Genomic DNA, 24816 nt, shown 5'->3' on the forward strand with positions numbered 1-24816 from the left:
CCGCAGGATCAGCCGAAGACGTACTTGACTGCTTCCTGGAAGCCCAAGTCAATCACGGTCACGAGGCCGATCATGATGACGACGAAGACGATCACCACAGTGGTGTAGGTCGTCAGCTGGTTGCGCGTCGGCCAGACGACCTTGCGCAGTTCAGCGATGATCTGGCGATAGAAAAGCCCGAGACGGCCCAGCGGGCCCTTCTTGCCGCGCTTTCCGCCCTTGCGGGACTTCTTCTTCGACTCCGGCGACTCGTCCTCGGCATCAGGCATGTCGATGGAGCCCACGGCGTCCGTCACGATCTCTCACCTGATTCCGGGTCGTGGCCGTGCCGCGCCCGGTGGAGCCGCACGGCGGTGCATAGATGTACGTACATGCGCACACAGCCTGGCGAAGGTGTGTGTAGCAGGGCCGGAGGGACTTGAACCCCCAACCGCTGGTTTTGGAGACCAGTGCTCTACCAATTGAGCTACGACCCTTTGTGGTTCCCCCAACCTACCGCATCCGGCCGGGTGCACTAAGTGCCCGGTGCGGATGTGGCTGGTGAAGGCCAACGACCAGTGAGTGTACGTGCTCCCAGGCCCGGCGTCGAACACGATGTCCTCGGGTCCACTTCTGACCGCTGTTGTCCGCTCCGCGAAACCTGTGTGCCGGCTCCGTTTGCCGTCTGGGAGCATGGGCGGCATGAGCGCTGCAACCCCTCCCACCGAGCGCCGGGTCTCCGCCCGCATCGGCGCGATCTCCGAGTCCGCGACCCTCGCCGTCGACGCCAAGGCCAAGGCCCTCAAGGCCGCCGGGCGTCCGGTGATCGGCTTCGGCGCGGGTGAGCCCGACTTCCCGACGCCTGACTACATCGTCGAGGCCGCCGTCGAGGCCTGCCGCAACCCGAAGTACCACCGCTACACACCGGCCGGCGGTCTTCCCGAGCTGAAGAAGGCCATCGCCGAGAAGACGCTGCGCGACTCCGGCTACGAGGTCGACCCCGCCCAGATCCTGGTGACCAACGGCGGCAAGCAGGCCATCTACGAGGCGTTCGCCGCGATCCTCGACCCGGGCGACGAGGTCATCGTCCCGGCTCCGTACTGGACGACGTACCCCGAGTCGATCCGCCTCGCGGGCGGTGTCCCGGTCGAGGTCGTCGCCGACGAGACCACGGGCTACCGCGTCTCGGTCGAGCAGCTCGAGGCCGCGCGTACGGAGAAGACCAAGGTCGTCCTCTTCGTCTCGCCGTCCAACCCCACCGGTGCCGTCTACAGCGAGGCCGACGCCCGCGCGATCGGCGAGTGGACCGCGGAGCACGGCCTGTGGGTGCTGACCGACGAGATCTACGAGCACCTGGTCTACGGGGACGCGACGTTCACCTCGCTGCCCCAGCTCGTGCCGGCGCTGCGCGAGAAGTGCATCGTCGTCAACGGCGTGGCCAAGACGTACGCCATGACCGGTTGGCGCGTCGGGTGGATCGTCGGTCCGAAGGACGTCGTCAAGGCCGCGACCAACCTGCAGTCGCACGCCACGTCGAACGTCTCCAACGTGGCCCAGGTGGCCGCCCTCGCCGCCGTCTCCGGTGACCTGGACGCCGTCGCGGAGATGCGCAAGGCCTTCGACCGTCGCCGCCAGACCATCGTGCGGATGCTCAACGAGATCGACGGCGTGGTCTGCCCGACCCCCGAGGGCGCGTTCTACGCGTACCCGTCGGTCAAGGGTCTGCTGGGCAAGGAGATCCGGGGGCGGCGTCCGCAGACCTCGGTTGAGCTCGCTGCCCTGATCCTCGACGAGGTCGAGGTCGCCGTGGTCCCGGGTGAGGCCTTCGGCACCCCCGGCTACCTGCGTCTTTCGTACGCGCTGGGCGACGAGGACCTGGTCGAGGGCGTGTCCCGGATCCAGAAGCTGCTGGCCGAGGCCCGCGACTGACGCGTTCTTCGTGCGCACGGGCTCCCGGCTCCGGCCGGGAGCCCGTTTCTGCGTTCGAGCAAGAACCCGATCGGGGAAAAGGGCTGCCCAGGACGTGTTCCGTGCGGCAGGATCCCCGAATGGAGCACGTACGAGACGTCAGCCTGCTGCCCAAGGCCCATCTGCACCTGCACTTCACCGGGTCGATGCGGCCAGCCACCCTTCTCGAACTCGCCGACAAGTACGGCGTGCACCTGCCCGAGGCGCTGACCGGCGGCGAGCCGCCCAAGCTGCGGGCCACCGACGAGCGGGGCTGGTTCCGCTTCCAGCGGCTGTACGACATGGCCCGCTCGTGCCTGCGCGAACCGGAGGACATCCAGCGCCTGGTGCGCGAGGCGGCCGAGGAGGACATCAGGGACGGCTCGGGCTGGCTGGAGATCCAGGTCGACCCGACCTCGTACGCGCCCCGGCTGGGCGGGCTGATCCCCGCCCTGGAGGTCATCCTCGACGCGGTGGACACCGCGTCGCGCGAGACCGGTCTGGGGATGCGGGTCCTGGTCGCGGCGAACCGGATGAAGCACCCGCTGGACGCCCGCACCCTCGCGCGGCTCGCCGTGCGCTACGCGGACCGGGGCATCGTCGGCTTCGGCCTGTCGAACGACGAGCGCCGGGGCCTGGCCCGCGACTTCGACCGGGCCTTCGCCATCGCCCGCGAGGGCGGCCTGCTGGCGGCCCCGCACGGCGGCGAGCTGACGGGCCCGGCGTCCGTGCGCGACTGCCTCGACGACCTGCACGCGGCCCGCATCGGTCACGGCGTGCGCGCCGCGGAGGACCCGCGACTGCTGCGCAAACTGGCCGAGCGCCAGGTGACCTGCGAGGTGTGCCCGGCGTCGAACGTGGCGCTGGGCGTGTACGAGAAGCCGGAGGACGTGCCGCTGCGGACGCTGTACGAGGCCGGGGTCCCGATGGCGCTGGGCGCGGACGACCCGCTGCTGTTCGGCTCCCGGCTGGCGGCGCAGTACGAGTTCGCCCGCCGCCATCACGGCTTCACTGACGAAGAGCTCGCGGAACTGGCCCGCCAGTCGGTGCGCGGCTCGGCGGCGCCGGCGGAGGTCAAGGAGAAGCTGCTGGCCGGGGTCGACGACTGGCTCGGCGGCCCGGGGACCTGAAGCGGCGGTAGGGCCGGTACGCCGGGAAGCCCCGCGGCCACCGCGCGGGGCGAAGGGCGGCGGTCATCGGCCCGGCGTGGCGCTCAACGGGGACCGTCCGCGACGGAGATTCCGCGCAGCAGCGTGCGCGCGAGACCCGCGGCGAACTCGTCCAGCGGCTGCGGGGGCCTGCGGTCGGCGGTGGCCTCATAGGCGAACGCCCGCTGGGCGCAGGCGCCGAGGAGAAGTGACGCGGCCGCGTACGTGTCGGCGTCGGGGCTGATGCGGCCCGCCTGCTGCTCGGTCCGCAGGTAGGCGGCGAGGCTTTCGATCGGCTTGTGCGGGCCGGTGCGCATCTCGCGCATGGCCTCTTCGTGGCGGCGCTTGAGCTGAGGCTCGGCGTACAGCGAGGCGGCCATGGGGAAGGTCTGCTCGTAGAAGAGGGCCGCGTGGCGGGCGATGTCGGTCAGGTTCTCCTCGACGCCCGCCCGGCCAGGGTCCACGATCAGGGTGCTCAGCAGGGCGCCGAGCTTCGGCAACCGTTCGTTGAGCACGGTCACGAAGAGCTCCTCCTTGCTGGAGAAGTGCTTGTAGAGCGCCGCTTCGGAGCAGCCCGCGGCCTTGGCGATCTCCTTGGTGGTCGCGCGCGCCAGGCCGAGGGACAGCATCAGCTCACGCGCGGCGTCGACGATGCGGACGCGGGTCGGCTTCTGCTCCATGCGTGCTCCTACCGGCTTGACGAGTGGGTGAGTATTCACTCACCCTCGTGGTGAGTGAATACTCACCACCCCGAGGAGGGTATGCACGATGAGGCTCACGGTTTTCGGCGCCACCGGTGGAATCGGCCAGGAGATCGTCCGGCAGGCCCTCTCCGCGGGACATCACGTCACTGCCGTGGTGCGCGATCCGGCCCGCTTCACCGTGCCCGGTGACGGCCTCGACGTCTTCCGCGCCGATCTCCGGGACCCGCAGGCGCTGCGCCCAGCCGTCGCCGGGCGGGACGCGGTCCTGTCCGGGCTCGGCGCCCGCAGGAAGACCGACGCCGGCGTCGCCGCCCGGCTGACCCGGTCGGTGCTGGCGGCGATGGAGGCCGAACGCACCCGGCGGCTGCTGGTGGTCAGCGCGGCCCCGCTGGGCACGCCCGCGGAGCGGGAGCCGCTGCTGGACCGCGCCATGATGTCCGTGGTCGGCTCGGTCCTGAAGGACATCTACGCGGACCTGCGGGTGATGGAGGACGAGCTGGCGCGCAGCGCCACGGACTGGACGGCCGTCCGGCCGCCCCGGCTGCTCGACAAGCCTCTGACCGGCCGCTATCGCACGGTCGTCGGCGGCAATCCGCGCAGTGCCCGGACGATCGGCCGCGCGGACGTGGCCCACGCGATGCTCGCGATGACCGACGATCTCGCGACGGTGGGACAGGGCGTCGGCGTCGCCTACTGACGGCTCGGGCCGGCACGGACGTCCGGCCGACGCATCACGTACCGACCGCTCGGGCCCGACGCGTCACAGACCGACGGCTCCGGCCCGACGCATCACGTACCGACGGCTCCGGCCGTCACAACCGACGGCTCTCACCCGCCTCGCGCCGACGGCTCGGGCGACGGGCGTCAGAGGCTGACGCCGACCGTCACCGGCTCGTTGACGAGGGTCACGCCGAAGGCGTCCCGCACCCCGGCCACCACTTCGCGGGCCAGCGCCAGCAGGTCCTCGGTGGTGGCCTCGCCCCGGTTGGTGAGCGCGAGGGCGTGCTTGGTGGAGATCCGGGCCGGGCCGGAGCCGTAGCCCTTGGTGAAACCCGCCCGGTCGATCAGCCAGGCGGCGGAGGTCTTGGTGCGGCCGTCCCCCGCGGGGTAGGCGGGCGGGGCGACACCGTCGCCGAGCCGGTCGCGCACGCGGCCGAGGAACGTCTCGTACTCGGCCGCGGTGAGGATCGGGTTGGTGAAGAACGACCCGGCCGACCAGGTGTCGTGGTCCTCGGGGTCCAGGACCATGCCCTTGCCGGCGCGCAGCCGCAGCACCGTCTCCCGCGCGTCGGCGGCCGGGACCCGGGCGCCGACCTCGACGCCGAGGGCCTTGGCGGTCTCCGCGTACTTCACGGGGGCGGACAGGCCGCCCGCGTCCTCCAGCTCGAACCGCACGCGCAGCACGACGTAGCGCTCGGGGTGCTGCTTGAAGCGGCTGTGCCGGTAGGAGAAGGCGCACTCCTCGTTCGACAGCGTCACGGTCTCGCCCGTGGTGCGGTCGTAGGCGACGACCTCGGTGATCGTGCCGGAGACCTCCTGGCCGTACGCACCGACGTTCTGGATCGGGGTGGCACCCGCGGAGCCGGGGATTCCGGCCAGGCACTCGACGCCTGCCAGGCCCGCTTCGACGGTGCGGGCCACGGCGTCGGTCCAGACCTCGCCCGCGGCGAGCTCCAGCCGTGTCCCGTCGAGCGCGAAGCCGCGGGTGGCAATGCGCAGGGCGGTGCCGTCGAAGCCCTTGTCGCCGATGACCAGGTTGCTTCCGCCGCCGATGATCAGCAGCGGGGTGCCGGCGTCGTCCGCCTCGCGGACGGCGGCGATCACCTCGTCGTCGGTGGTGGCCACCACGAGACGCGTCGCGGGGCCGCCGAGGCGGAAGGTGGTCAGGGGGGCGAGGGGGGCGTCGTGAAGTTCCTGCACGGGGACAAGGGTACGGTCCGCGGCCGCGCCGTTCGGGCGGGGCCGCGGACCGGGGCCGTTCGGGCGGATCGCGGTCAGACGGCGATCCGCTCGGGCTCGGCGGCGGCGGTGCTCCGCACCGGGCCGTCGTCCTCGGGCTCGTCGGGCGTGGTCCGGCCGCCCGGGATCACCAGGGCGACCAGGGCGGCGACGGCCACCACGGCCGCGCCGCTCCACAGCGCGGGCACGGTGCCGTCGGTGAACGCCTCTGCCGACTCGTACCCTCCATGAGCTGCGAAAACCGCGCCGAGTACGGCGATGCCGAGAGCGCCGCCGACCTCGCGCAGGGCGTTGTTCGCTCCCGAGGCGATGCCCTGTTCCGAGGGCAGGACGCTGGACATCACGACGCTGGCGGCGGGGGCGAAGTACAGGGCCATGCCGACGCCGCCGAGGATCAGCGCGGGCAGCTGGGCCGCATAGGACACCCCGGGCTCGATGACCAGGGCGAACAGGCCGAGGCCGACCGCCTGGAGCGCGAGTCCGGCGGCGACGACCGGACGGCCGCCGATCCGGTCGGAGAGGTAGCCGGCGACGGGAGCGACGAGCAGCGGCATCCCGGTCCAGGGCAGCATCCGCAGGCCAGCCTCGGTGGGCGAGTAGCCGGCGACACCCTGCAGGAACTGGCTGAGCAGGAAGATCGAGCCGAACATGCCGAGGAACATGAGCAGGCTCGCGATGTTGATCCCGAAGAAGGCACGGTTGCGGAACAGCCGCATCGGCAGCATCGGCTTCGCGGCGACGTGGCCGTGCCACACGAAGGAGACCAGCAGCACGGTGCCCGCGATCAGGGCGAACAGGACGCGGGTGCTGGTCCAGCCGTGCGCGTTCCCGTTGACGAGACCGTAGACGACGCCGAAGAGGCCGCCGCTGACGAGCAGCGTGCCGGGGACGTCCAGACGGGCGTCGGGGGCGTACGACTCGGCGAGGCGCAGGCGGGCGAGGGGCAGCAGGGCGAGGCCGATCGGCACGTTCAGCCAGAAGATCCACTGCCAGGACAGGTGCTCGGTGAGACTGCCGCCGATCAGCGGCCCGCTGGCGACGGCGAGGCCCGTGACGGCGCTGAAGATCCCGAGCGCCGCGCCCCGGCGCGCGGCGGGTACGGCGGCGGTGAGCAGCGTCAGCGTGAGCGGCATCATGATCGCGGCCCCCACGCCCTGGACCGCGCGGGCGGCGACGAGGGCGTCGATCCCCGAGGCGAGCGCGGCAGCGGCGGAGGCGCCGGTGAAGATCGTCAGGCCGGCGACGAAGAGCCTGCGCCGTCCGAAGCGGTCACCGAGGGCCGCTCCCAGCATCAGGAGGACGGCGAAGGTCAGCGTGTACGCGTTCACCGTCCATTCCAGGTCCTCGAGCGCGCCGCCGAGGTCCTCCCGTATGGAGGGGAGTGCGGTGGTGACGACGAGATTGTCGAGGGCCGCCATGAAGCCGGCGACGCTGGTGATCACGAGGGCCCAGGCGGCGCTGCCGCGAGGCGCTTGCTGGTTCTGGTTCACTGCTCCCCCAGAGGGTTAGTGATCAATGACTAACTTTTGCGGGCAGAGAAGAGCGCCGGTCGCGCTCGTGCCGGATCACTCCCCGGCGGGACGTGCGGCGAGGTAGAAGCCGGACCAGATGCGGTGACCGGCGGGGAAACCCATGGACACCAGGACGTTGATCAGCATCCCGTAGGCCAGGAACGTGGTCGTCTCGTTCACGTCCGCGCCGAGGTGCAGGTGGACCGCGTCCCACAACTCCAGCCACCCCGCCCGCACCTGTTCGCCGAACGCATGGTCGCCGGCGGCCTCGGCCGCCGCCACCGCGACGTACGTCTGCATCTGCATCAGCAGTTTGTCGGGGTCGTCCGCGATCAGGCGCTGGTAGGCGGTCGCCATCGCACTCAGGGCCTCCTCCCCGGCGAGGCCCTCGGCAGCCTCGTCGAACACCCGGCGCGTGTCGGCCAGGCACCGCGCGGAGGCGGCGAGGAAGATGGCCTGCTTGTTCGGGAAGAGGCGGAACAGGTACGGCTGGGAGACGCCGACCCGCTTGGCGATGACCTCCGTCGACGTCCCCTGGTAACCGGCGCGGGCGAACTCGGTGATCGCCGCACGCACGACGCTCTCGCGCCGCTCCTCCGCACTCATCCTGACCATGCGACTAAGTTAGTGACCAATTACTAATCTCGTCAACTCTCGACGAGGGAACGCGTAAGGGGCGCCCACAGGGAGAAGCGCCCCTTACGCGTGCGCACCGCTCAGGCGAGCTGGACCACCGCGCGGGACATGCCCAGCACCTTCTGTCCGCCGCTCGTGGCCGTGAGGTCCACCCGCACCCGCTTGTCGTCCAGGAGCGCGGCGACCTTGCCGGTGACCTCGATGACCGCACCCTTGTCGTCGTTCGGCACGACGACCGGCTTGGTGAAGCGGACGCCGTACTCGATCACCGCGCCCGGGTCGCCCAGCCAGTCCGTCACGACGCGGGCCGCCTCGGCCATCGTGAACATGCCGTGCGCGATCACGTCCGGCAGGCCGACCTCGACGGCGAACTTCTCGTTCCAGTGGATCGGGTTGAAGTCGCCGGAGGCGCCCGCGTACTGAACGAGCGTGGCACGCGTCACGGGAAAGCTCTGCGCCGGCAGCTCGGTGCCGACCTCGACGTCCGCGTAAGCGATCTTCGCTGCCATCACGCCTCCTCGGCGGCACGCGCCACCAGCTTGGTCCAGGCGGTCACGACGTGCTCGCCTGCCTCGTCGTGCACCTCGCCGCGGATGTCGAGCACGTCGTTGCCCGCGAGGGACTTGATCGACTCGATGGTCGAAGTGACCGCCAGCCGGTCCCCCGCCCGCACCGGGCGCCGGTAGGCGAACTTCTGGTCACCGTGCACCACCCGGCTGTAGTCCAGCCCGAGCTGCGGGTCCTGCACGACCTCGCCCGCCGCCTTGAACGTGATGGCGAAGACGAAGGTCGGCGGGGCGATCACATCAGGGTGACCGAGCGCGACGGCCGCCTCCCGGTCGGTGTACGCGGGATTCGCGTCACCCACCGCCTCGGCGAACTCACGGATCTTCTCCCGGCCCACCTCGTACGGCGCTGTGGGCGGATACGTCCGCCCGACGAACGACTGGTCGAGCGCCATGGACTGGCTCCCTCCTGCTTGACCCCCGGTGGGGGCGGATCCCAGAGTGTGCGGACCGGCCCCGAGGCGGGACCTGTCCTGGACTGACGGCGAGAAACGACACGAGGCCGCCCCCCAAGGGGGGCGGCCTCGTATACGAGCCTGATTCAGCGCGTTTCGCGGTGCGCCGTGTGCGAGTTGCAGCGCGGGCAGTGCTTCTTCATCTCAAGACGGTCCGGGTTGTTGCGCCGGTTCTTCTTGGTGATGTAGTTCCGCTCCTTGCACTCCACGCAGGCCAGCGTGATCTTCGGGCGGACGTCGGTGGCAGCCACGTGAGTGCTCCTTGACGGACGGATGGACGGATGAACGCAGAAAAGAGTAGCCGATCGAAGGACCGACCCCACAATCGGCTACTGTGTGTAGCGGTGACCGGACTTGAACCGGTGACACAGCGATTATGAGCCGCTTGCTCTACCGACTGAGCTACACCGCTTTGACACGGAGCCCCCTCACCCGAAGGTGAGGGTTACCGCACCAGAGCCCCAATACGGAATCGAACCGTAGACCTTCTCCTTACCATGGAGACGCTCTGCCGACTGAGCTATTGGGGCGAGCGATGAAGACATTACACGGTCGCCCGCCGATCGCCCAAATCCGTTTCCCGGCCCTCTGTCCGGCCTGTGCCGGGCGGCTCCCTGCGTCCGGCACTCCCGCCCCAGGTGTCCCCCGGAGCCCCACGCGTCACCCCACGGCCACGGCCCCGTTGTCCGGCTTTCCCCCCGGGCGCACCCGACGTCACGTACGCCACGTGCGACCCCACCGGTACGACTATTGCGCTCCTCCTCGAAGGCCATGACGAGCCGCCCTAGGCTCGTCTCACGCTGCGTGATCCTCTCCGGTTCCTCCGGCCCTCCGAACCTTCCGGACGGCCGGTTTCCACCGGTCCTACACCCCGAGCCCGACCGCCCCCACAGGAGCGCGATGCCCGACAGCCAGCCGCCGCCCCCCGGCGGCGCGACCGCGGACTCCGCAGCGCTGCTGCTCTGCGGCGCGCGGCTGACCGACGGCCGCACCGTCGACGTACGGCTCGGCGGCGGCCGCATCGAGGCGGTCGGCACCGCCGGCAGCCTGCCCTCGCTCGCCGCACGGCTCGATCTGACCGGCTTCCTGCTGCTGCCCGCTCCCGCCGAGCCGCACACCCACGGCGACACGGCGCTCAGCGCGGAGACGCCCGGCCCCGTCTCGTACGAGCCCGACGACATCCAGCGGCGCGCCACCGAGGCCGCGCTGCTGCAACTGGGACACGGGGCGACCGCGCTGCGCTCCCATGTGCGCATCGGGGACGTGCAGGGGCTCGGCGCCCTGGAGGCGGTGCTCCAGGCCCGGCGGTCGCTGCGCGGCCTCGCCGATCTGACCGCGGTGGCCGTGCCGCGGCTGCTGACGGGAGCCGCGGGCGCCGAGGGGGTGGCGCTCCTGCGCGACGCCATGAAGATGGGCGCCGGCGTGGTCGGCGGCTGCCCGGACGCCGATCCCGACCCCACCGGCTACGCGGAGACGGTCCTGGAGCTCGCCGCCGAGCACGGCTGCCCGGTCGACCTGCACACCCACGGCGACGACCCGGCCCGCCTCGCCCGGCTGGCCGCCATGGCCGGCGGCCTGCGTCCGGGAGTGACGATCGGCCCCTGCGCCGGACTCGCGAGGCTGCCGCGCGACATCGCCGCCCGCGCCGCCGACCAGCTGGCCGCCGCCGGGGTCACGGTGGTCTCCCTGCCGCAGGGCGGTTGCGCGGGCGTCGAACAGCGGGGCAACGCGCCCGTGCGGCTGCTGCGGGCCGCCGGCGTGACGGTCGCCGCGGGCAGCGGCGCCCTGCGCGACGTCGTCGCCAACCCGGTGGGCCGGGGGGACCCGCTGGAGGCGGCCTACCTGCTGGCCTCGCAGGCCGGGATGCGGCCGTCGGACGCGTACGACCGCGTGGCCGGCACCGCGCGCGAGGTGATGGGACTGCCCGAGGTACGGGTCGAGGCGGGTTTCCCCGCGGAGCTGCTCGCCGTGCGCGGGGAACGGATCTCGGGTGTGCTGTCCCTCGCGTACAGCCGGATCGTCATCCACCGCGGTCGCGTCGTGGCACGCACCAGCGCCGTACGCGAGTACTGCGACTCGGCGGCGGCCGTCGCGCTCGAACTGCCGCGCCAGGGGCGGCCGGACGGCTGTCCCTGAGCGCCCGCCCCGTTTCGGACGTACGGTCGTAGACATGCGCATTGTCATCGCTGGTGGACACGGTCAGATCGCGCGCCGACTGGAGCGGCTGCTCTCGGCCGGCGGACACGAGGTCGCGGGCATCATCCGCAAGCGGGAACAGGGCGACGACCTCCGGGAGGCCGGAGCCGAACCGGTGCTGATGGATCTGGAGTCGGCGTCCGTCGAGGAGGTCGCCGCGGTGCTGCAGGGCGCTGACGTGGCCGTCTTCGCGGCCGGCGCGGGCCCGGGCAGCGGCGCCGAGCGCAAGGACACGGTGGACCGCGGCGCGGCGGTGCTCTTCGCCGACGCGGCGGAACGGGTGCGCGCACGGCGCTTCATCGTCGTCTCGACCATGGGCGCCGACGCCCGGCACGAGGGCGACGACGTGTTCGACGTCTACCTGCGGGCGAAGGGCGCGGCGGACGACTACGTACGCGGCAAGTCCGGCCTCGACTGGACGATCCTGCGGCCCGGCACGCTCACGAACGACGCCGGCAAAGGCCTGGTGCGGCTGGAGGCGGCCACGGGACGCGGGTCGGTGCCGCGCGACGACGTGGCGGCGGTGCTCGCCGAGATGGTGGAGACACCGGCAACGGCGGGGCTGACACTGGAACTCGTCTCCGGCTCGATCCCGGTGACGGTGGCCGTGAAGGACGTCGCGGGGAACTGAATGCGCCGCCCCCGGCCGATGAATTCCCCTCGCCCGCAAGGTCCTTGAGGTCATGAGCCCGCAGACACCCCGGATCAGCCCCGCGATCGTCGAACGCGGAGAGCAGCTCTACGCCTACATCCGCGGTTCCGTACGGATGGACGACTTCGCCGTGATCGCCGACCGCCTGCCCGAACTGATCGGCTGGCTGGACGCCGGAGGAGCCTGCTTCGCGGGCGCGCCGTTCTTCCGTTTCAACACCGTCGCCATGGACGCGGAGTCGGTGGTCGAGGCGGGCATGCCGGTCACCTCGATGCCGGAGCCGGAGGGCGACATCGGCATGGCCCTGCTGCCCGCGGGCCGCTACGCGACGGTCCGCCACCACGGCCACCCCGACCAGCTCCTCGACGTCGTGACGGCGCTGCGCGCCTGGGCGGCGCGGGAGGGCCTGGCCTGGGACATGACGGAGGTCGACGGCGTGGAGCACTGGGCGTGCCGCCTGGAGTCGTACCTGACGGATCCGCGGGTGGAGCCGGACCCGTCGAAGTGGGAGATCGAACTGGCCTTCCGCCTGGCGGACTGACGCGGAGGCGCGGGCCCGGACCGGTGGTGTCCGCGACCCCTGGTCGCGCCGATCGCGCGCTTCAGTGGCCGGTCAGCGCTCCAGGCGGCCGGTCTCGTGGGCGGCAGTCGGCGGGGCGTGTCCTCAGCGCTCGGCGCTCTCGAACAGCCAGGCCAAGTGCTGCGCCGGCACATGGCGGACGCTGTGGGGCGGACGCTGTGGGATGGTGGTCGCGTGACGCTGGAAGACCTCGTCCGGCTGCGCCGGGCCCGTGACGCGATGGACCGCGACTACGCGCAGCCGCTCGACGTTCCGGCGCTGGCGCGCGTCGCTCTGATGTCGCCGGGCCATTTCTCCCGCAGCTTCCGCGCCGCCTTCGGGGAGACGCCGTACAGCTACCTGATGACGCGCAGGATCGAGCGGGCCAAGGCCCTGCTGCGGCGCGGCGATCTGTCGGTGACGGAGGTCTGCTTCGCGGTCGGCTGCACCTCGCTCGGGTCGTTCAGCTCGCGCTTCACCGAGCTGGTCGGCGAGAGCCCGAGCGCGTACCGGGCCCGCAGCCATGACGAGGGCGCCGCCGTCCCGGCCTGCGTCGCCAAGATCCACACGCGACCGGTCAGGAATGGAGAAGCGAAAGCCGCACGCCGCCCGTAGCGTGAAACGCATGGACATCAAGCTTTCGCAGTGCTTCCTCGCCGTCGACGACCACGACAAGGCACTCGCCTTCTACCGGGACGTTCTCGGCCTGGAGGTGCGCAACGACGTCGGGTTCGAGGGCATGCGCTGGGTGACCGTCGGCTCGCCGTCGCAGCCCGATGTGGACATCGTCCTCGAACCGCCCCTCGCCGACCCGAACGCCTCGCCCGCCGACAGGCAGGCCATGGCGGAACTCCTGGCAAAAGGCCTGCTGCGCGGCGTCATCTTCCGGACCGACGACTGCGACGCCACCTTCGAGCGCATCCGCGCCGCGGGCGGCGAGGTGCTGCAGGAGCCGGTCGACCAGCCGTACGGCGTCCGCGACTGCGCCTTCCGCGATCCCTCCGGCAACATGCTGCGCTTCAGCCAGCCTCGCAAGAACTGAGTTCCGGTCCCGCGAACCGGCGTTACCCTGCGGACGAACCCCGCCCCGCGCGAGGCTTGGCGCGAAGTTGAACGACACACCCGCCGCGAACTGACGTGTGCCGGCCGCTTGTTGGTCTGGCGCGCGCCTACCGCTGATCGGTCCGCCGCCTCGGGGCAACACGCCGCGTGGCCGGAGCCCAGAGCCACCACAGGCCGAAGCGGCATGGAGCCCCTGGTTGCTGCGACGCCGAGCGCGACGCCGACGGAGGCCGCGAACGCGGCCCCGCCTAGTAGATGGAGACAGGATGAGCCGGGCCACGACGGACACGCAGTCGACTGCGCTGCCCGTTGCCGACAGCCATGATCTGATCCGCGTGCACGGCGCGCGCGAGAACAACCTCAAGGACGTCAGCATCGAGATCCCGAAGCGCCGGCTGACGGTGTTCACCGGGGTCTCCGGCTCGGGCAAGAGCTCGCTGGTGTTCGACACGATCGCCGCGGAGTCGCAGCGGCTGATCAACGAGACCTACAGCGCCTTCGTCCAGGGCTTCATGCCCACGCTGGCGCGGCCCGAGGTCGACGTCCTCGACGGGCTGACGACGGCGATCAGCGTCGACCAGCAGCGGATGGGCGGCGACCCCCGCTCCACGGTGGGCACCGCCACCGACGCCAACGCGATGCTGCGCATCCTCTTCAGCCGGCTCGGCACGCCGCACATCGGCCCGCCCAGCGCGTACTCCTTCAACACCGCCTCGGTCCGGGCGAGTGGTGCGATCACCGTCGAGCGCGGCGCCAAGAAGGCGGTGAAGGCGACCTTCTCCCGCACCGGCGGCATGTGTAGCCGCTGCGAGGGCCGGGGGACGGTCTCCGACATCGACCTGAGCCAGCTCTACGACGACTCCAAGTCCCTCTCCGAGGGCGCGTTCACCATCCCCGGCTGGAAGTCGGACAGCTTCTGGACCGTGCGGGTCTACGCCGAGTCGGGTTTCCTCGACCCGGACAAGCCGATCCGCGAGTTCACCGAGAAGGAGATGCAGGACTTCCTCTACCGGGAGCCGACCAAGGTGAAGGTCGAGGGGGTGAACCTCAGCTACGAGGGGCTGATCCCCAAGATCCAGAAGTCCTTCCTGTCCAAGGACAAGGAGGCGATGCAGCCGCACATCCGGGCGTTCGTGGAGCGGGCGGTCACCTTCACCACCTGCCCCGAGTGCGACGGGACCCGGCTCAGCGAGGGCGCCCGGTCGTCGAAGATCCAGGGGATCAGCATCGCCGACGCCTGCGCGATGGAGATCAGGGACCTGGCCGCATGGGTCCGCGGCCTCGACGAGCCGTCGGTCGCGCCGCTGCTCACCGCGCTGCAGCAGACCCTCGACTCGTTCGTGGAGATCGGCCTCGGCTACCTCGCGCTGGACCGGCCGTCGGGCACGCTGTCGGGCGGTGAGGCGCAGCGCGTCAAGATGATCCGTCATCTCGGTTCCTCGCTCACCGATGTCACCTATGTCTTCGACGAGCCGACCACGGGCCTGCATCCCCATGACATCAGCCGGATGAACGACCTGCTGCTGCGGCTGCGGGACAAGGGCAACACGGTGCTCGTCGTGGAGCACAAGCCGCAGACGATCGCGATCGCCGATCACGTCGTCGACCTCGGCCCCGGCGCCGGTACGGCGGGCGGCACCGTCTGCTTCGAGGGCACCGTGGAGGGGCTGCGGGCCAGTGACACCGTCACCGGCCGCCATCTCGACGACCGGGCCGCCCTCAAGAAGACGGTGCGCAAGCCCACCGGGGCGCTGGAGATCCGCGGCGCGACGGCGCACAACCTGCGCGACGTCGACGTCGACATCCCGCTCGGCGTGCTGACCGTCGTGACCGGCGTCGCGGGCTCCGGCAAGAGTTCGCTCGTGCACGGGTCGGTCCCCGCGGGCGCGGGTGTGGTGTCGGTCGACCAGGGCCCGATCCGCGGCTCCAGGCGCAGCAACCCGGCCACCTACACCGGGCTGCTCGACCCGATCCGCAAGGCGTTCGCGAAGGCCAACGGCGTGAAGCCGGCGCTGTTCAGCGCCAACTCCGAGGGCGCCTGCCCCACCTGCAACGGCGCCGGCGTCATCTACACCGACCTGGCGATGATGGCCGGTGTCGCCACACCCTGCGAGGAGTGCGAGGGGAAGCGGTTCCAGGCCGAGGTACTGGAGTACACCTTCGGCGGCAAGGACATCAGCGAGGTGCTCGCGATGTCGGTGACCGAGGCCGAGGAGTTCTTCGGCTCCGGCGAGGCGCACACCCCTGCCGCGCACCGCGTCCTCGACCGGCTCGCCGACGTCGGGCTCGGCTACCTCAGCCTGGGCCAGCCGCTCACCACGCTCTCCGGCGGCGAGCGGCAGCGGCTCAAGCTGGCGACCCACATGGCCGAGAAGGGCGGCGTGTACGTCCTCGACGAGCCGACCACCGGCCTGCACCTCGCCGACGTCGAGCAGTTGCTAAGCCTGCTCGACCGGCTCGTCGACTCCGGCAAGTCGGTCATCGTCGTCGAGCACCACCCGGCGGTCATGGCGCACGCCGACTGGATCATCGACCTCGGCCCCGGCGCGGGCCACGACGGCGGCCAGATCGTCTTCGAGGGCACCCCCGCCGACCTCGTCGCCGCCCGCTCCACCCTCACCGGCGAGCACCTCGCGGACTACGTCGGCAGCTGAGCGGCCCTCAGGGACACCGTGAGCCGTCGCACCGGATTCCGGCGGCGCGTCGCCGCGAACGCCACAGCCGAGGACGGCCGGCCCTTCCGCACCGCCCGAGGGGCGGGGTCGGCCGGCCGCTCCGCGGCGGTGGTCCGAGGGGTGTACGCCAAGTCCCTGAAGGACGACGCCGAAGGACTCCACCGGCCCAGAGCAGCACCTCGGCACGGCCCGGCCGGGCCGTGCCGAGGTGCTGGGGCCGTAGCCGCCGGTGGAGGCCGGCAGCCCCGTCCGCGTCCCGTCCGGACCCGCTGGTGGAGAGCGGGCTCGAGCGAGACAGGGGCAACCGGCCCGGCCCGTCGCCCCGCACAGCAAGATGGCCCCTGATCCGCGTTTCCGCAGATCAGGGGCCGTTCTCATCGCGTGGCGGCGCCAGGATTCGAACCTGGGTAGGCTAAGCCGACGGATTTACAGTCCGCTCCCATTGGCCACTCGGGCACACCGCCATGGGATGTCGCCCGGACGCTCCGCTGTGGGGCGGTGCTCCGTGGCAACGACGTAAACGATACCTGATGCACAGGGGTGCTTCGCCACCGGATTGATCAGCGCTCGGGGCGGGTGCGGGTGGCTAGGCTTGGCGGAGCGGTCCGGGCGGTCCGGACACGCTCCACGCACCCGATCCAAGGAGCCACAGGACATGGCCGACTCCAGTTTCGACATCGTCTCGAAGGTCGAGCGGCAGGAGGTCGACAACGCCCTCAACCAGGCCGCCAAGGAGATCTCGCAGCGCTACGACTTCAAGAACGTCGGCGCCTCGATCTCCTGGTCCGGCGAGAAGATCCTGATGCAGGCGAACTCCGAGGACCGCGTCAACGCGATCCTGGACGTCTTCCAGACGAAGCTGGTCAAGCGGGGGATCTCGCTGAAGGCGCTGGAGGCGGGCGAGCCGCAGCTCTCCGGCAAGGAGTACAAGATCTTCGCCTCGATCCAGGAGGGTATCTCCCAGGAGAACGCCAAGAAGGTCGCGAAGATCATCCGCGACGAGGGTCCGAAGGGCGTCAAGGCGCAGGTCCAGGGCGACGAGCTGCGCGTCAGCTCCAAGAGCCGGGACGACCTCCAGGCCGTGCAGGCGCTGCTCAAGGGGCAGGACTTCGATTTCGCGCTGCAGTTCGTGAACTACCGGTGAGGTAGGACGCCCACCCGGGGCGTACGGGGGCGGAGCGGCTCGGGCCGTTCCGCCCCCGCCCTGTCGGAGCGAGCGCGCAGGGCCGTGCCGCGCAGTGACGTCCGATTTCCGCCAGCGCCGGGTGCGTCCGGGACGCAGACTCGTAGACAGAGCGGGCATGGACGCCCCCGAGGGGCGTCCGGCGAAGCCACCCGCACCGAGATCCCGCAAGGAGGGGCGCGTCATGACCACCCTGTACGACGTCGTCGACAGCCCGCTGGGCGAACTGCTGCTGGTCGGCGAGGTCTCGGCCTCGGCGAAGGGCGGCACCGCGCTCGCGTCGCTCTCGCTGCCCGGGCAGAAGGGCGGCGCCGTCGTCCAGGACGGCTGGCGCCGCGACCGGACGGCCTTCGAGGAGATCGGCCGCCAGCTGTCCGCGTACTTCGCGGGCCGGCTGACCCGCTTCGAGATCGAGTACACCGACAGCGGGACCGCCTTCCAGCGGCGGGTGTGGCGCGCGCTGGAGGACGTCCCGTACGGACGGACCACGACCTACAAGGAGATCGCCGAACGGGTCGGCACCTCAGCGGTCGGTGTCCGCGCCGTCGGGACGGCGATCGGGCGCAATCCGCTGCTCGTCGTCCGGCCGTGCCATCGCGTGATCGGTGCGGACGGCGCGCTGCGGGGGTACGCCGGCGGTCTCGAGTCCAAGGAGCGGCTCCTCGGGCTGGAGGGCGCGCTCGCGTCGTGAACGACACGCTCTTCCCGAGGGAGCGGGCCGTCATCGCCCCTGGCGCGGTCCATGTGCCCGGCTGGCTGCCGCGCGACCGGCAGCGGGAACTCGTCGAGGCATGCCGGTCCTGGGCCCGCGGCCCGGTGCCGCTGCGGCACACCGCGCTCCCGGGCGGAGGCGTGATGTCGGTGCGGACGGTGTGCGTGGGCTGGCACTGGCAGCCGTACCGCTACTCCCGCACCGCGGACGACGTGAACGGCGAACGGGTCGCCGCGTTCCCGCGGTGGCTGGTCGACCTGGGCCGCGAGGCGCTGGCCGAGGCGTACGGGGACGACCGGACGTACGGCGACGCCTCGGCGTACACCCCGGACACGGCGCTGATCAACTTCTACGACGGCGCGGCGCGGATGGGCATGCACCAGGACAAGGAGGAGCGCTCCGGCGCTCCCGTGGTGTCGCTGAGCATCGGCGACACCTGCCTGTTCCGCTTCGGGAACACGGAGAACCGGGGCCGGCCCTACACGGATGTGGAGCTGCTGTCCGGGGACTTGTTCGTCTTCGGCGGCCCCTCCCGTTTCGCGTACCACGGTGTGCCGAAGGTCTACGCGGGCACCGCCGATCCGGCGGCCGGGATGGCCGGCGGGCGGCTGAACATCACCCTGCGGGAGACGGGCCTGTAGCCGGGCGGAGTTCACGGGCTCCCGGCAGACGCGAGGGGCTGTACGGTCAGCGCGAACGGGAGTGGCCGAACAGGATCCGGTAGATGATCAGCAGCACGAGCGATCCGCCGACGGCCGCGGCCCAGGTCGCGCCGTCGTAGAACTCGTTGACTATCGGCCGGTCCAGATAGCGGGCCGACAGCCATCCTCCGGTGAACGCGCCCGCGACGCCGATGAGCGTGGTGCCGATCAGCCCGCCCGGGTCCCGGCCGGGCAGCAGGATCTTGGCTATCGCCCCCGCGAGCAGCCCGAGGACGATCCAGCTGATGACGCTCATGCCATGAACCTGCCTTTCGAATGGTGTCGTGTCCGAGGACGACGGTGAGACGGGGCGCGGTTGCGCGGATCAGTAGGGTGCGACGCATGACACGGGAGTTGAAGCGCTCGCTCGGGGTGTTCGACGCGGTGGTGATCGGTCTGGGATCGATGATCGGCGCGGGCGTTTTCGCGGCGCTGGCCCCCGCCGCGCGCGCGGCCGGTACGGGACTGCTGATCGGTCTGGCGCTGGCCGCCGCGGTCGCCTACTGCAACGCCATGTCGTCGGCCCGGCTCGCCGCCCTGTACCCGGCGTCGGGCGGCACCTATGTGTACGGCCGGGAGCGGCTGGGCGATTTCTGGGGCTACTTGGCGGGATGGGCGTTCGTCGTCGGCAAGAGCGCCTCGTGCGCCGCGATGGCGCTCACCGTCGGGGCGTACGCGTGGCCGGAGCAGGCGCATGCCGTCGCGGTCGCCGCGGTGGTCGCGCTGACTGCCGTGAACTACGCGGGTGTTCAGAAGTCGGCGCTGCTCACCAGGGCGATCGTGGCGGTGGTGCTCGCTGTGCTCGTCGCGGTGGTCGTCTCCTCTCTGGGGTCGAGCGCTGCGGACACGGGTCGGCTGGAAATCGGCGGCGACGTCTCGGTCGGCGGAGTGGTGGAGGCCGCCGGCCTGTTGTTCTTCGCATTCGCGGGGTACGCCCGGATCGCGACGCTGGGCGAGGAGGTGCGTGATCCGGCCCGTACGATCCCCCGGGCCGTGCCGCTGGCCCTCGGCATCGCGCTCGTCGTCTACGTGTGTGTGGCCGTCGCCGTCCTTTCCGTGCTGGGCGCCGGTGAGTTGGGCAGGGCTACGGCTCCGCTGGCCGATGCCGTGGAGGCGGCGGGGGCCGGCGGACTCGGGCCCGTCGTGCGGGCGGGCGCCGTCGTGGCGGCGCTCGGGTCGTTGCTCGCGCTGATTCTCGGCGTCTCGCGCACGACGCTGGCGATGGCCCGGGACGGCCATCTGCCGGGAGCACTGGCCGCCGTCCATCCGCGGTTCCAGGTGCCGCACCGCGCGGAGCTGGCCGTGGGGACCGTCGTCGCGGTGGTGGCGGCGACGGTTGACCTGCGCGGGGCGATCGGCTTCTCGTCGTTCGGAGTGCTGGTGTACTACGCCATTGCCAACGTCTCGGCCTGGACGCTGAGTTCCCGGCGGGCGCAATTGACCGCCGCCTGCGGTCTGGCGGGGTGCGTGGTCCTCGCGCTGTCGCTGCCTGCGGTGTCGGCCATCGCAGGGCTGGGCGTGCTGGCCGTCGGCGCCGTGCTCTACGCGCTGCGCCGGCCCGGCCGGGACGGGTCGGCCGACCGCTGAGCGCCGCACACGACCGCCGGCGGCCGGCGGCCCGGCACCGGGTGCTGCGGACGAGGCTCAGAGGCTCGCGAAGGGGCGGTCCGAGGGGACGATCTCGCGGCCGAGCGGCATCAGGGACACCGGGATCAGCTTGAAGTTGGCCAGGCCGAACGGGATGCCGATGATCGTCAGGCACAGTGCGATGCCTGTGACGATGTGGCCGAGCGCGAGCCACCAACCGGCCAGGATCACCCACAGCACGTTGCCGACGAGCGACGGCGCCCCGGAGTCGCGGCGGTCGACGGTCGTGTAGCCGAAGGGCCAGAGGGCGTAGACGCCGATACGGAACGACGCGAGGCCGAACGGGATGCCGATGATCGTGATGCAGAGGATGATGCCCGCGGCCAGGTATCCGAGGAAGAGCCAGAAGCCGCTGAGGATCAGCCAAATGACGTTCAGAATTGTCTTCACGGGCGATGACCTGCCATCTGCTCGAGGCGGGCGATTCGTTCCGCCATGGGCGGGTGGGTGGAGAACATCTTGGAGAAGCCCCGGGCCGGCCCGAAGGGGTTCGCGATCATCATGTGGCTCGCCGTCTCCAGGCGGGGCTCCGGCGGCAGCGGAAGCTGCTTCGTCCCGGCGTCGAGCTTGCGCAGGGCGCTCGCCAGCGCCAGCGGGTCGCCGGTGATCTGGGCGCCCGACGCGTCCGCCTCGTACTCCCGCGAGCGGCTGACCGCGAGCTGGATCACCGAGGCCGCCAGCGGACCGAGGATCATGATCAGCAGCATGCCGACGAGGCCGGGGCCGTCGTCGTCGTCCGAGCGGCCGATGGGGATGAGCCAGGCGAAGTTGACCAGGAACATCACGACCGAGGCCAGGGCTCCGGCGACGGACGAGATGAGGATGTCGCGGTTGTAGACGTGGCTGAGCTCGTGGCCGATGACGCCGCGCAGCTCGCGCTCGTCGAGGATCCGCATGATCCCCTCGGTGCAGCACACGGCCGCGTTGCGCGGGTTGCGGCCGGTGGCAAAGGCGTTGGGCGCCTGGGTCGGCGAGATGTACAGGCGGGGCATGGGCTGGCGGGCGGCGGTGGAGAGCTCGCGGACGATCCGGTACAGCGCGGGCGCCTCGAACTCGCTGACCGGACGGGCGCGCATGGCGCGCAGCGCCAGCTTGTCGCTGTTCCAGTAGGCGTAGGCGTTCGTACCGAGGGCGACGACGAGCGCGACGAGCAGCCCCGTCCGGCCGAAGAAGCTGCCGATGACGAGGATGAGGGCGGACAGTCCCCCGAGGAGTACGGCGGTCTTCAGCCCGTTGTGCCGGCGGTGCACGGTACGCCCTCCAAGCGGTGCGGCAGGGGAACCCTTTGCGTGGTGGTGCTCCACTGACCAGTGGACCCTTCTGTACTGGTCAACGCCAGGCGAAGGACGCTGGTTCCCCTGTGCTCCCGGCCCCTGGGCGTGGGCCGTCCGGGTGATGGTCAGAAGAGCGTGTCCGCGGCGAAGCGCAGCACCAGCTGGGGGTAGCCGGAGAGCACGACACCGCCGACCGCGGTCAGCGCGATGGCCACGGTGACGGGCGCGGGCGTGCGCCGGCGCACCGGCTCGGCCTGCGCGCCGCTCACAGCGCCATGGGGGGCGCGGAAGAGGAGTGCTGTCCACTGGAGGTAGTAGTAGAGCGCGATCACGACATTGACGCCCATGACGACCGCGAGCCAGCCCAGGCCCGCGTCGACGGCCGACGAGAACACGGTGACCTTGGCGAACAGGCCGATGATGCCCGGCGGCAGGCCGGCCAGGCAGAGCAGGAAGAAGCCCATCGCCAGGGCGGCCGCGGGGCGGGCCGCGTACAGGCCCCGGTAGTCCGCGATCCGGTTCTGCGGGTGGTTCCGGGCGACGAGCGCGGCGACCGCGAAGGCCCCGAGGTTCACGACGGCGTACATCAGGGCGTAGGCGACGGTGGCGCCGATCTGGTCGTCGCTGGAGTACGCGGCGGCCGCGATCGGCACCAGGAGGTAACCGGCCTGCCCGACGGAGGACCAGGCCAGCAGCCGTACCGCGCTCCACGCGCGCGTGGCCGACTGGCGCAGGGCCGCCACGTTGCCCGCGGTCATGGTGAGGGCGGCCAGGACGGCGAGCGCGGGGCCCCAGATGTCGGCGTACGCGGGAAAGGCGATGACCGTCACCAGGATGAGGCCGGTGAATCCGACGGCCTTGCCGACGACGGAGAGATAACCGGCGACCGGGAGGGGCGCGCCCACATAGGTGTCGGGGACCCAGAAGTGGAAGGGAACGGCTGCGGTCTTGAACGCGAAGCCGACGAGCGTCAGGGCGACGCCCGCCTTGGCGAGCGTGTCCAGCTGGCCGGGAACGTTCTCGAGGCCGGCGGCGACCTGGGTGAGGTGCAGCGTGCCGGTCGCGGCGTAGACGAAGCTGACGCCCAGCAGCGTGACGGCCGTCGCGGTCACGGAGGACAGGAAGAACTTCAGGGCGGCTTCGCTGGAGAGCCGGTCGCCGCGCCTGAGTCCCACGAGGGCGAAGGCGGGCAGCGACGCGACTTCGAGGGCGACCACGAGAGTGGCGAGGTCGCGGGAGGCGGGCAGCAGCGCCGCGCCGGCCGCCGAGGAGAGCAGCAGGAACCAGAACTCTCCGGCGGGAAGGTCCTTGCGGGTGTCCGTGAGCGAGAGCACCGCGGTCAGCAGCGCGCCGCCGAGGACCAGGAACTGGATCGCCAGGGTGAAGTGGTCGGCGGTGTAGCTGCACGCCTCGGTGCCGTCGGTCAGGCAGAACGTCGAGCGGTCGCCCTTCCGCAGCGGGAGCAGGCTCGCCATCGCGGCGATCAGGCCCGCGATGGCGACGGCACCGAGCAGCGGCTTGCGACGCTCCTCGACGAAGAGGTCCGCGACGAGGACGACCAGTCCGACGACGGCCGTGATGGTCGGCGGCGCGATCGTGAGCCAGTCGACCGACTGGACCAGGCTGGGGACGCTGTCGGCTGCCATGGTCACGACTTGCCTCCTGCGAGGAGCTGCTGCACTGCCGGGTCGGTGAGGCCGAGGAGGACCGCGGGCCACAGTCCGGCGATGACGGTGAGGGCCACGAGCGGGGTCCAGGCGGCGAACTCGTATCCGCGGACGTCGGTGAGCGGGGCGAACGCCCGGCCGTCCGCCGCGCCCGTGCCGCCCCGGGGCGGGGCTCCCATGCAGACCCGGCGTACGACGACCAGCAGGTACGCCGCGGTCAGCAGCGTGCCGAAGGCGGCGATCGCCATGAAGACGAGGAACGCGGGGCGGCTGAGCCCGTCGGCCGGGTCGAAGGCCCCGAAAAGGGCGAGCATCTCTCCCCAGAACCCGGCCAGGCCCGGCAGTCCGAGGGACGCGACGGCCGCGAAGGCGAGCAGACCGCCGAGGCGAGGAGCGCGTCCGTACAGCGCGGCGCCGGTTGCTCCGGCGAGGGTGTCGAGATCCGCGGTGCCGTAGCGGTCCTTCACCGCGCCGACCAGGAAGAACAGGAGGCCGGTGATGAGGCCGTGGGCGATGTTGGCGAAGAGCGCGCCGTTGATGCCGGTGGGCGTCATGCTCGCGATGCCGAGGAGGACGAAGCCCATGTGGCCCACGGACGAGTAGGCGATGAGCCGCTTCAGGTCGCCGCCCGCGCCCTTGCGCGCCAGGGCGAGACAGGCGAGCGATCCGTAGATGATGCCGACGACGGCGAAGGCCGCGAGGTACGGGGCGAACGTCTGCATGCCGTCGGGCGTGATCGGCAGGACGATACGGACGAATCCGTACGTACCCATCTTGAGCAGGACACCGGCGAGCAGGACCGAGCCGATGGTCGGGGCCGTGGTGTGCGCGTCCGGAAGCCAGCTGTGCAGAGGCCACATCGGTGTCTTGACCGCGAGCCCGATCCCGATCGCCAGAACGGCGATGACCTGCACGGATGTGGTGAGGTCGCGGCCGTTGTCAGTGGCGAGTGCCACCATGTCGAATGTGCCGGCCTTCAGCCCGATGAGCAGGAGGCCGAGCAGCATGACGACCGAGCCGAGCAATGTGTAGAGGATGAACTTCCAGGCGGCGGGCTGCCGTCCTTCACCGCCCCAGCGGGCGATGAGGAAGTACATCGGGATGAGCACCATCTCGAAGGCCAGGAAGAACAGCACCAGGTCGAGGACCGCGAAGGTCGCGAGAGTGCCGGATGCCAGGACGAGCAGCAGAGCGACGAATGCCTTCGGCGAGGGGCCGGCGGGCATCTTGAAGTAGCCGTGGAGCGCGCAGAGGAAGGTCAGCAACGCCGTCATCACGAGAAGGGGGAGCGAAATGCCGTCGACACCGAGGTGGATCCGCACGTCGAGTGCCGGGATCCAGCTGATGTCCGTCGTCGCCTGCATCCGCGACGGCCGGTCGTGGTCGAAGCCGAGCGCCAGCACCACGGCGGCGGCCAGGACCGCGCCGGTGACGGTCACGCCGTGCCGCAGGACCGCCTGGTCCGGGCCGGAGCCGCGCAGGCCGGGAGGGGCGGGCAGGAGCGCCGCGGCGGCGCCCAGGAGCGGGCCGACGACGATGAACGCGAGAAGGAACTGCATCACGGACTCGCTGATATCGATCAC

The 24816-nt window shown here is 71.2% G+C and carries 26 protein-coding genes and 4 tRNA genes; 13 read left to right on the top strand and 17 right to left on the bottom strand.

Features of this window, described 5'->3' with window-relative positions; all coding sequences use genetic code 11:
* Positions 1-8 precede the first annotated feature (8 nt).
* Complete coding sequence (secE, locus tag ACWD0A_RS05335; protein WP_177148601.1) at positions 9-296, bottom strand: preprotein translocase subunit SecE; 288 nt, start codon at positions 294-296, stop codon at positions 9-11.
* Positions 297-403: 107 nt separating this feature from the next.
* A tRNA-Trp gene (locus ACWD0A_RS05340) sits at positions 404-476 on the bottom strand.
* Positions 477-681: 205 nt separating this feature from the next.
* On the opposite strand from ACWD0A_RS05340, the gene ACWD0A_RS05345 reads away from it, so the two are divergent.
* Together ACWD0A_RS05345 and ACWD0A_RS05350 are read left to right on the top strand one after the other, a co-directional pair.
* Positions 682-1908 carry a pyridoxal phosphate-dependent aminotransferase gene (locus tag ACWD0A_RS05345; protein ID WP_451294793.1) on the top strand — a complete coding sequence of 409 codons (1227 nt, stop codon included), beginning with the start codon at positions 682-684 and terminating at the stop codon, positions 1906-1908.
* 119 nt (positions 1909-2027) lie between these two features.
* Positions 2028-3056 carry an adenosine deaminase gene (locus tag ACWD0A_RS05350; RefSeq protein ID WP_451294795.1) on the top strand — a complete coding sequence of 343 codons (1029 nt, stop codon included), beginning with the start codon at positions 2028-2030 and terminating at the stop codon, positions 3054-3056.
* Positions 3057-3139: 83 nt separating this feature from the next.
* Here the strand turns inward: ACWD0A_RS05350 and ACWD0A_RS05355 are convergent, their stop codons facing one another.
* A complete protein-coding gene (locus ACWD0A_RS05355) occupies positions 3140-3754 on the bottom strand; it encodes a TetR/AcrR family transcriptional regulator (protein ID WP_451294797.1) in 615 nt (204 codons plus the stop codon).
* Positions 3755-3842: 88 nt separating this feature from the next.
* Here ACWD0A_RS05355 and ACWD0A_RS05360 point away from each other — a divergent pair, with 88 nt between their 5' ends.
* Positions 3843-4475 (top strand): NAD(P)-dependent oxidoreductase, encoded by a 633-nt coding sequence (locus ACWD0A_RS05360; RefSeq protein WP_451294799.1) that lies wholly within the window; start codon positions 3843-3845, stop codon positions 4473-4475.
* A 167-nt stretch (positions 4476-4642) separates the two neighbouring features.
* On the opposite strand, the gene ACWD0A_RS05365 is transcribed toward ACWD0A_RS05360, so the two are convergent.
* The 8 genes from ACWD0A_RS05365 to ACWD0A_RS05400 form a co-directional block, all read right to left on the bottom strand.
* A complete protein-coding gene (locus tag ACWD0A_RS05365) occupies positions 4643-5776 on the bottom strand; it encodes a UDP-N-acetylmuramate dehydrogenase (protein ID WP_451295065.1) in 1134 nt (377 codons plus the stop codon).
* On the bottom strand, positions 5773-7227 hold the full coding sequence (locus tag ACWD0A_RS05370; protein WP_451294801.1) for an MFS transporter: 1455 nt from the start codon (positions 7225-7227) through the stop codon (positions 5773-5775). The genes ACWD0A_RS05365 and ACWD0A_RS05370 overlap by 4 nt, the downstream gene beginning before the upstream one ends.
* A 75-nt stretch (positions 7228-7302) precedes the next feature.
* A complete protein-coding gene (locus ACWD0A_RS05375) occupies positions 7303-7863 on the bottom strand; it encodes a TetR/AcrR family transcriptional regulator (protein WP_451294803.1) in 561 nt (186 codons plus the stop codon).
* 101 nt (positions 7864-7964) lie between these two features.
* Positions 7965-8393, bottom strand: coding sequence for a MaoC family dehydratase (locus tag ACWD0A_RS05380; protein WP_307713997.1), 429 nt, complete (start codon positions 8391-8393; stop codon positions 7965-7967).
* The gene (locus ACWD0A_RS05385) at positions 8393-8845 is read right to left on the bottom strand and encodes an FAS1-like dehydratase domain-containing protein (protein ID WP_451294805.1); all 453 of its coding nucleotides are present in this window, start codon (positions 8843-8845) and stop codon (positions 8393-8395) included. The genes ACWD0A_RS05380 and ACWD0A_RS05385 overlap by 1 nt, the downstream gene beginning before the upstream one ends.
* Before the next feature lie 146 nt (positions 8846-8991).
* Positions 8992-9156, bottom strand: coding sequence for a 50S ribosomal protein L33 (rpmG, locus tag ACWD0A_RS05390; RefSeq protein WP_003956487.1), 165 nt, complete (start codon positions 9154-9156; stop codon positions 8992-8994).
* Positions 9157-9244: 88 nt separating this feature from the next.
* Positions 9245-9317: transfer RNA gene (locus ACWD0A_RS05395), tRNA-Met, on the bottom strand.
* Between the two features lie 45 nt (positions 9318-9362).
* Positions 9363-9435: transfer RNA gene (locus ACWD0A_RS05400), tRNA-Thr, on the bottom strand.
* Between the two features lie 370 nt (positions 9436-9805).
* Between ACWD0A_RS05400 and ACWD0A_RS05405 the strand changes: the two genes are divergently transcribed.
* The 6 genes from ACWD0A_RS05405 (at position 9806) to ACWD0A_RS05430 (ending at position 16028) form a co-directional block, all read left to right on the top strand.
* Positions 9806-11041 (top strand): amidohydrolase family protein, encoded by a 1236-nt coding sequence (locus ACWD0A_RS05405; RefSeq protein ID WP_451294807.1) that lies wholly within the window; start codon positions 9806-9808, stop codon positions 11039-11041.
* Between the two features lie 34 nt (positions 11042-11075).
* A complete protein-coding gene (locus tag ACWD0A_RS05410) occupies positions 11076-11732 on the top strand; it encodes an SDR family oxidoreductase (protein ID WP_451294809.1) in 657 nt (218 codons plus the stop codon).
* 52 nt (positions 11733-11784) lie between these two features.
* On the top strand, positions 11785-12294 hold the full coding sequence (locus ACWD0A_RS05415) for a GyrI-like domain-containing protein (RefSeq protein ID WP_451294811.1): 510 nt from the start codon (positions 11785-11787) through the stop codon (positions 12292-12294).
* A gap of 213 nt (positions 12295-12507) precedes the next feature.
* A complete protein-coding gene (locus ACWD0A_RS05420) occupies positions 12508-12927 on the top strand; it encodes a helix-turn-helix domain-containing protein (protein WP_177148588.1) in 420 nt (139 codons plus the stop codon).
* A 10-nt stretch (positions 12928-12937) separates the two neighbouring features.
* Complete coding sequence (locus ACWD0A_RS05425; RefSeq protein ID WP_177148587.1) at positions 12938-13354, top strand: VOC family protein; 417 nt, start codon at positions 12938-12940, stop codon at positions 13352-13354.
* A gap of 286 nt (positions 13355-13640) precedes the next feature.
* On the top strand, positions 13641-16028 hold the full coding sequence (locus tag ACWD0A_RS05430) for an ATP-binding cassette domain-containing protein (RefSeq protein WP_451294814.1): 2388 nt from the start codon (positions 13641-13643) through the stop codon (positions 16026-16028).
* A gap of 403 nt (positions 16029-16431) precedes the next feature.
* On the opposite strand, the gene ACWD0A_RS05435 is transcribed toward ACWD0A_RS05430, so the two are convergent.
* Positions 16432-16513, bottom strand: a tRNA-Tyr gene (locus tag ACWD0A_RS05435).
* Positions 16514-16704: 191 nt separating this feature from the next.
* Here ACWD0A_RS05435 and ACWD0A_RS05440 point away from each other — a divergent pair.
* The 3 genes from ACWD0A_RS05440 (at position 16705) to ACWD0A_RS05450 (ending at position 18585) form a co-directional block, all read left to right on the top strand.
* The gene (locus ACWD0A_RS05440) at positions 16705-17193 is read left to right on the top strand and encodes a YajQ family cyclic di-GMP-binding protein (RefSeq protein WP_451294816.1); all 489 of its coding nucleotides are present in this window, start codon (positions 16705-16707) and stop codon (positions 17191-17193) included.
* A gap of 223 nt (positions 17194-17416) precedes the next feature.
* Positions 17417-17923 carry a methylated-DNA--[protein]-cysteine S-methyltransferase gene (locus tag ACWD0A_RS05445; protein ID WP_451294818.1) on the top strand — a complete coding sequence of 169 codons (507 nt, stop codon included), beginning with the start codon at positions 17417-17419 and terminating at the stop codon, positions 17921-17923.
* On the top strand, positions 17920-18585 hold the full coding sequence (locus ACWD0A_RS05450) for an alpha-ketoglutarate-dependent dioxygenase AlkB family protein (protein WP_451294820.1): 666 nt from the start codon (positions 17920-17922) through the stop codon (positions 18583-18585). The genes ACWD0A_RS05445 and ACWD0A_RS05450 overlap by 4 nt, the downstream gene beginning before the upstream one ends.
* Positions 18586-18631: 46 nt before the next feature.
* On the opposite strand, the gene ACWD0A_RS05455 is transcribed toward ACWD0A_RS05450, so the two are convergent.
* Positions 18632-18901 carry a GlsB/YeaQ/YmgE family stress response membrane protein gene (locus ACWD0A_RS05455; RefSeq protein ID WP_451294822.1) on the bottom strand — a complete coding sequence of 90 codons (270 nt, stop codon included), beginning with the start codon at positions 18899-18901 and terminating at the stop codon, positions 18632-18634.
* Between the two features lie 86 nt (positions 18902-18987).
* On the opposite strand from ACWD0A_RS05455, the gene ACWD0A_RS05460 reads away from it, so the two are divergent.
* Positions 18988-20232: an APC family permease gene (locus ACWD0A_RS05460; protein WP_451294824.1), complete on the top strand. Its 1245-nt coding sequence runs from the start codon at positions 18988-18990 to the stop codon at positions 20230-20232.
* Between the two features lie 57 nt (positions 20233-20289).
* On the opposite strand, the gene ACWD0A_RS05465 is transcribed toward ACWD0A_RS05460, so the two are convergent.
* From ACWD0A_RS05465 to ACWD0A_RS05480, 4 genes are all read right to left on the bottom strand, one after another.
* Complete coding sequence (locus ACWD0A_RS05465; protein WP_451294826.1) at positions 20290-20682, bottom strand: YccF domain-containing protein; 393 nt, start codon at positions 20680-20682, stop codon at positions 20290-20292.
* A complete protein-coding gene (gene htpX / locus ACWD0A_RS05470) occupies positions 20679-21542 on the bottom strand; it encodes a zinc metalloprotease HtpX (protein WP_451294828.1) in 864 nt (287 codons plus the stop codon). Before htpX ends, ACWD0A_RS05465 begins: the two co-directional genes overlap by 4 nt.
* Positions 21543-21691: 149 nt before the next feature.
* Positions 21692-23212: an NADH-quinone oxidoreductase subunit N gene (locus ACWD0A_RS05475; RefSeq protein WP_451295067.1), complete on the bottom strand. Its 1521-nt coding sequence runs from the start codon at positions 23210-23212 to the stop codon at positions 21692-21694.
* 2 nt (positions 23213-23214) lie between these two features.
* The gene (locus tag ACWD0A_RS05480) at positions 23215-24816 is read right to left on the bottom strand and encodes a complex I subunit 4 family protein (protein ID WP_451294830.1); all 1602 of its coding nucleotides are present in this window, start codon (positions 24814-24816) and stop codon (positions 23215-23217) included.

This window comes from Streptomyces sp. NPDC002867, from assembly GCF_053591895.1.

Excerpts from the sequence above, each read along its gene's own strand:
- ACWD0A_RS05345 (WP_451294793.1), top strand. The coding sequence starts at position 682 with ATGAGCGCTGCAACCCCTCCCACCGAGCGCCGGGTCTCCGCCCGCATC.
- ACWD0A_RS05350 (WP_451294795.1), top strand. The coding sequence starts at position 2,028 with ATGGAGCACGTACGAGACGTCAGCCTGCTGCCCAAGGCCCATCTGCAC.
- ACWD0A_RS05355 (WP_451294797.1), bottom strand. The coding sequence starts at position 3,754 with ATGGAGCAGAAGCCGACCCGCGTCCGCATCGTCGACGCCGCGCGTGAG.
- ACWD0A_RS05360 (WP_451294799.1), top strand. The coding sequence starts at position 3,843 with ATGAGGCTCACGGTTTTCGGCGCCACCGGTGGAATCGGCCAGGAGATC.
- ACWD0A_RS05375 (WP_451294803.1), bottom strand. The coding sequence starts at position 7,863 with ATGGTCAGGATGAGTGCGGAGGAGCGGCGCGAGAGCGTCGTGCGTGCG.
- ACWD0A_RS05380 (WP_307713997.1), bottom strand. The coding sequence starts at position 8,393 with ATGGCAGCGAAGATCGCTTACGCGGACGTCGAGGTCGGCACCGAGCTG.
- ACWD0A_RS05385 (WP_451294805.1), bottom strand. The coding sequence starts at position 8,845 with ATGGCGCTCGACCAGTCGTTCGTCGGGCGGACGTATCCGCCCACAGCG.
- ACWD0A_RS05405 (WP_451294807.1), top strand. The coding sequence starts at position 9,806 with ATGCCCGACAGCCAGCCGCCGCCCCCCGGCGGCGCGACCGCGGACTCC.
- ACWD0A_RS05410 (WP_451294809.1), top strand. The coding sequence starts at position 11,076 with ATGCGCATTGTCATCGCTGGTGGACACGGTCAGATCGCGCGCCGACTG.
- ACWD0A_RS05415 (WP_451294811.1), top strand. The coding sequence starts at position 11,785 with ATGAGCCCGCAGACACCCCGGATCAGCCCCGCGATCGTCGAACGCGGA.
- ACWD0A_RS05425 (WP_177148587.1), top strand. The coding sequence starts at position 12,938 with ATGGACATCAAGCTTTCGCAGTGCTTCCTCGCCGTCGACGACCACGAC.
- ACWD0A_RS05430 (WP_451294814.1), top strand. The coding sequence starts at position 13,641 with ATGAGCCGGGCCACGACGGACACGCAGTCGACTGCGCTGCCCGTTGCC.
- ACWD0A_RS05440 (WP_451294816.1), top strand. The coding sequence starts at position 16,705 with ATGGCCGACTCCAGTTTCGACATCGTCTCGAAGGTCGAGCGGCAGGAG.
- ACWD0A_RS05445 (WP_451294818.1), top strand. The coding sequence starts at position 17,417 with ATGACCACCCTGTACGACGTCGTCGACAGCCCGCTGGGCGAACTGCTG.
- ACWD0A_RS05455 (WP_451294822.1), bottom strand. The coding sequence starts at position 18,901 with ATGAGCGTCATCAGCTGGATCGTCCTCGGGCTGCTCGCGGGGGCGATA.
- ACWD0A_RS05460 (WP_451294824.1), top strand. The coding sequence starts at position 18,988 with ATGACACGGGAGTTGAAGCGCTCGCTCGGGGTGTTCGACGCGGTGGTG.
- ACWD0A_RS05475 (WP_451295067.1), bottom strand. The coding sequence starts at position 23,212 with ATGGCAGCCGACAGCGTCCCCAGCCTGGTCCAGTCGGTCGACTGGCTC.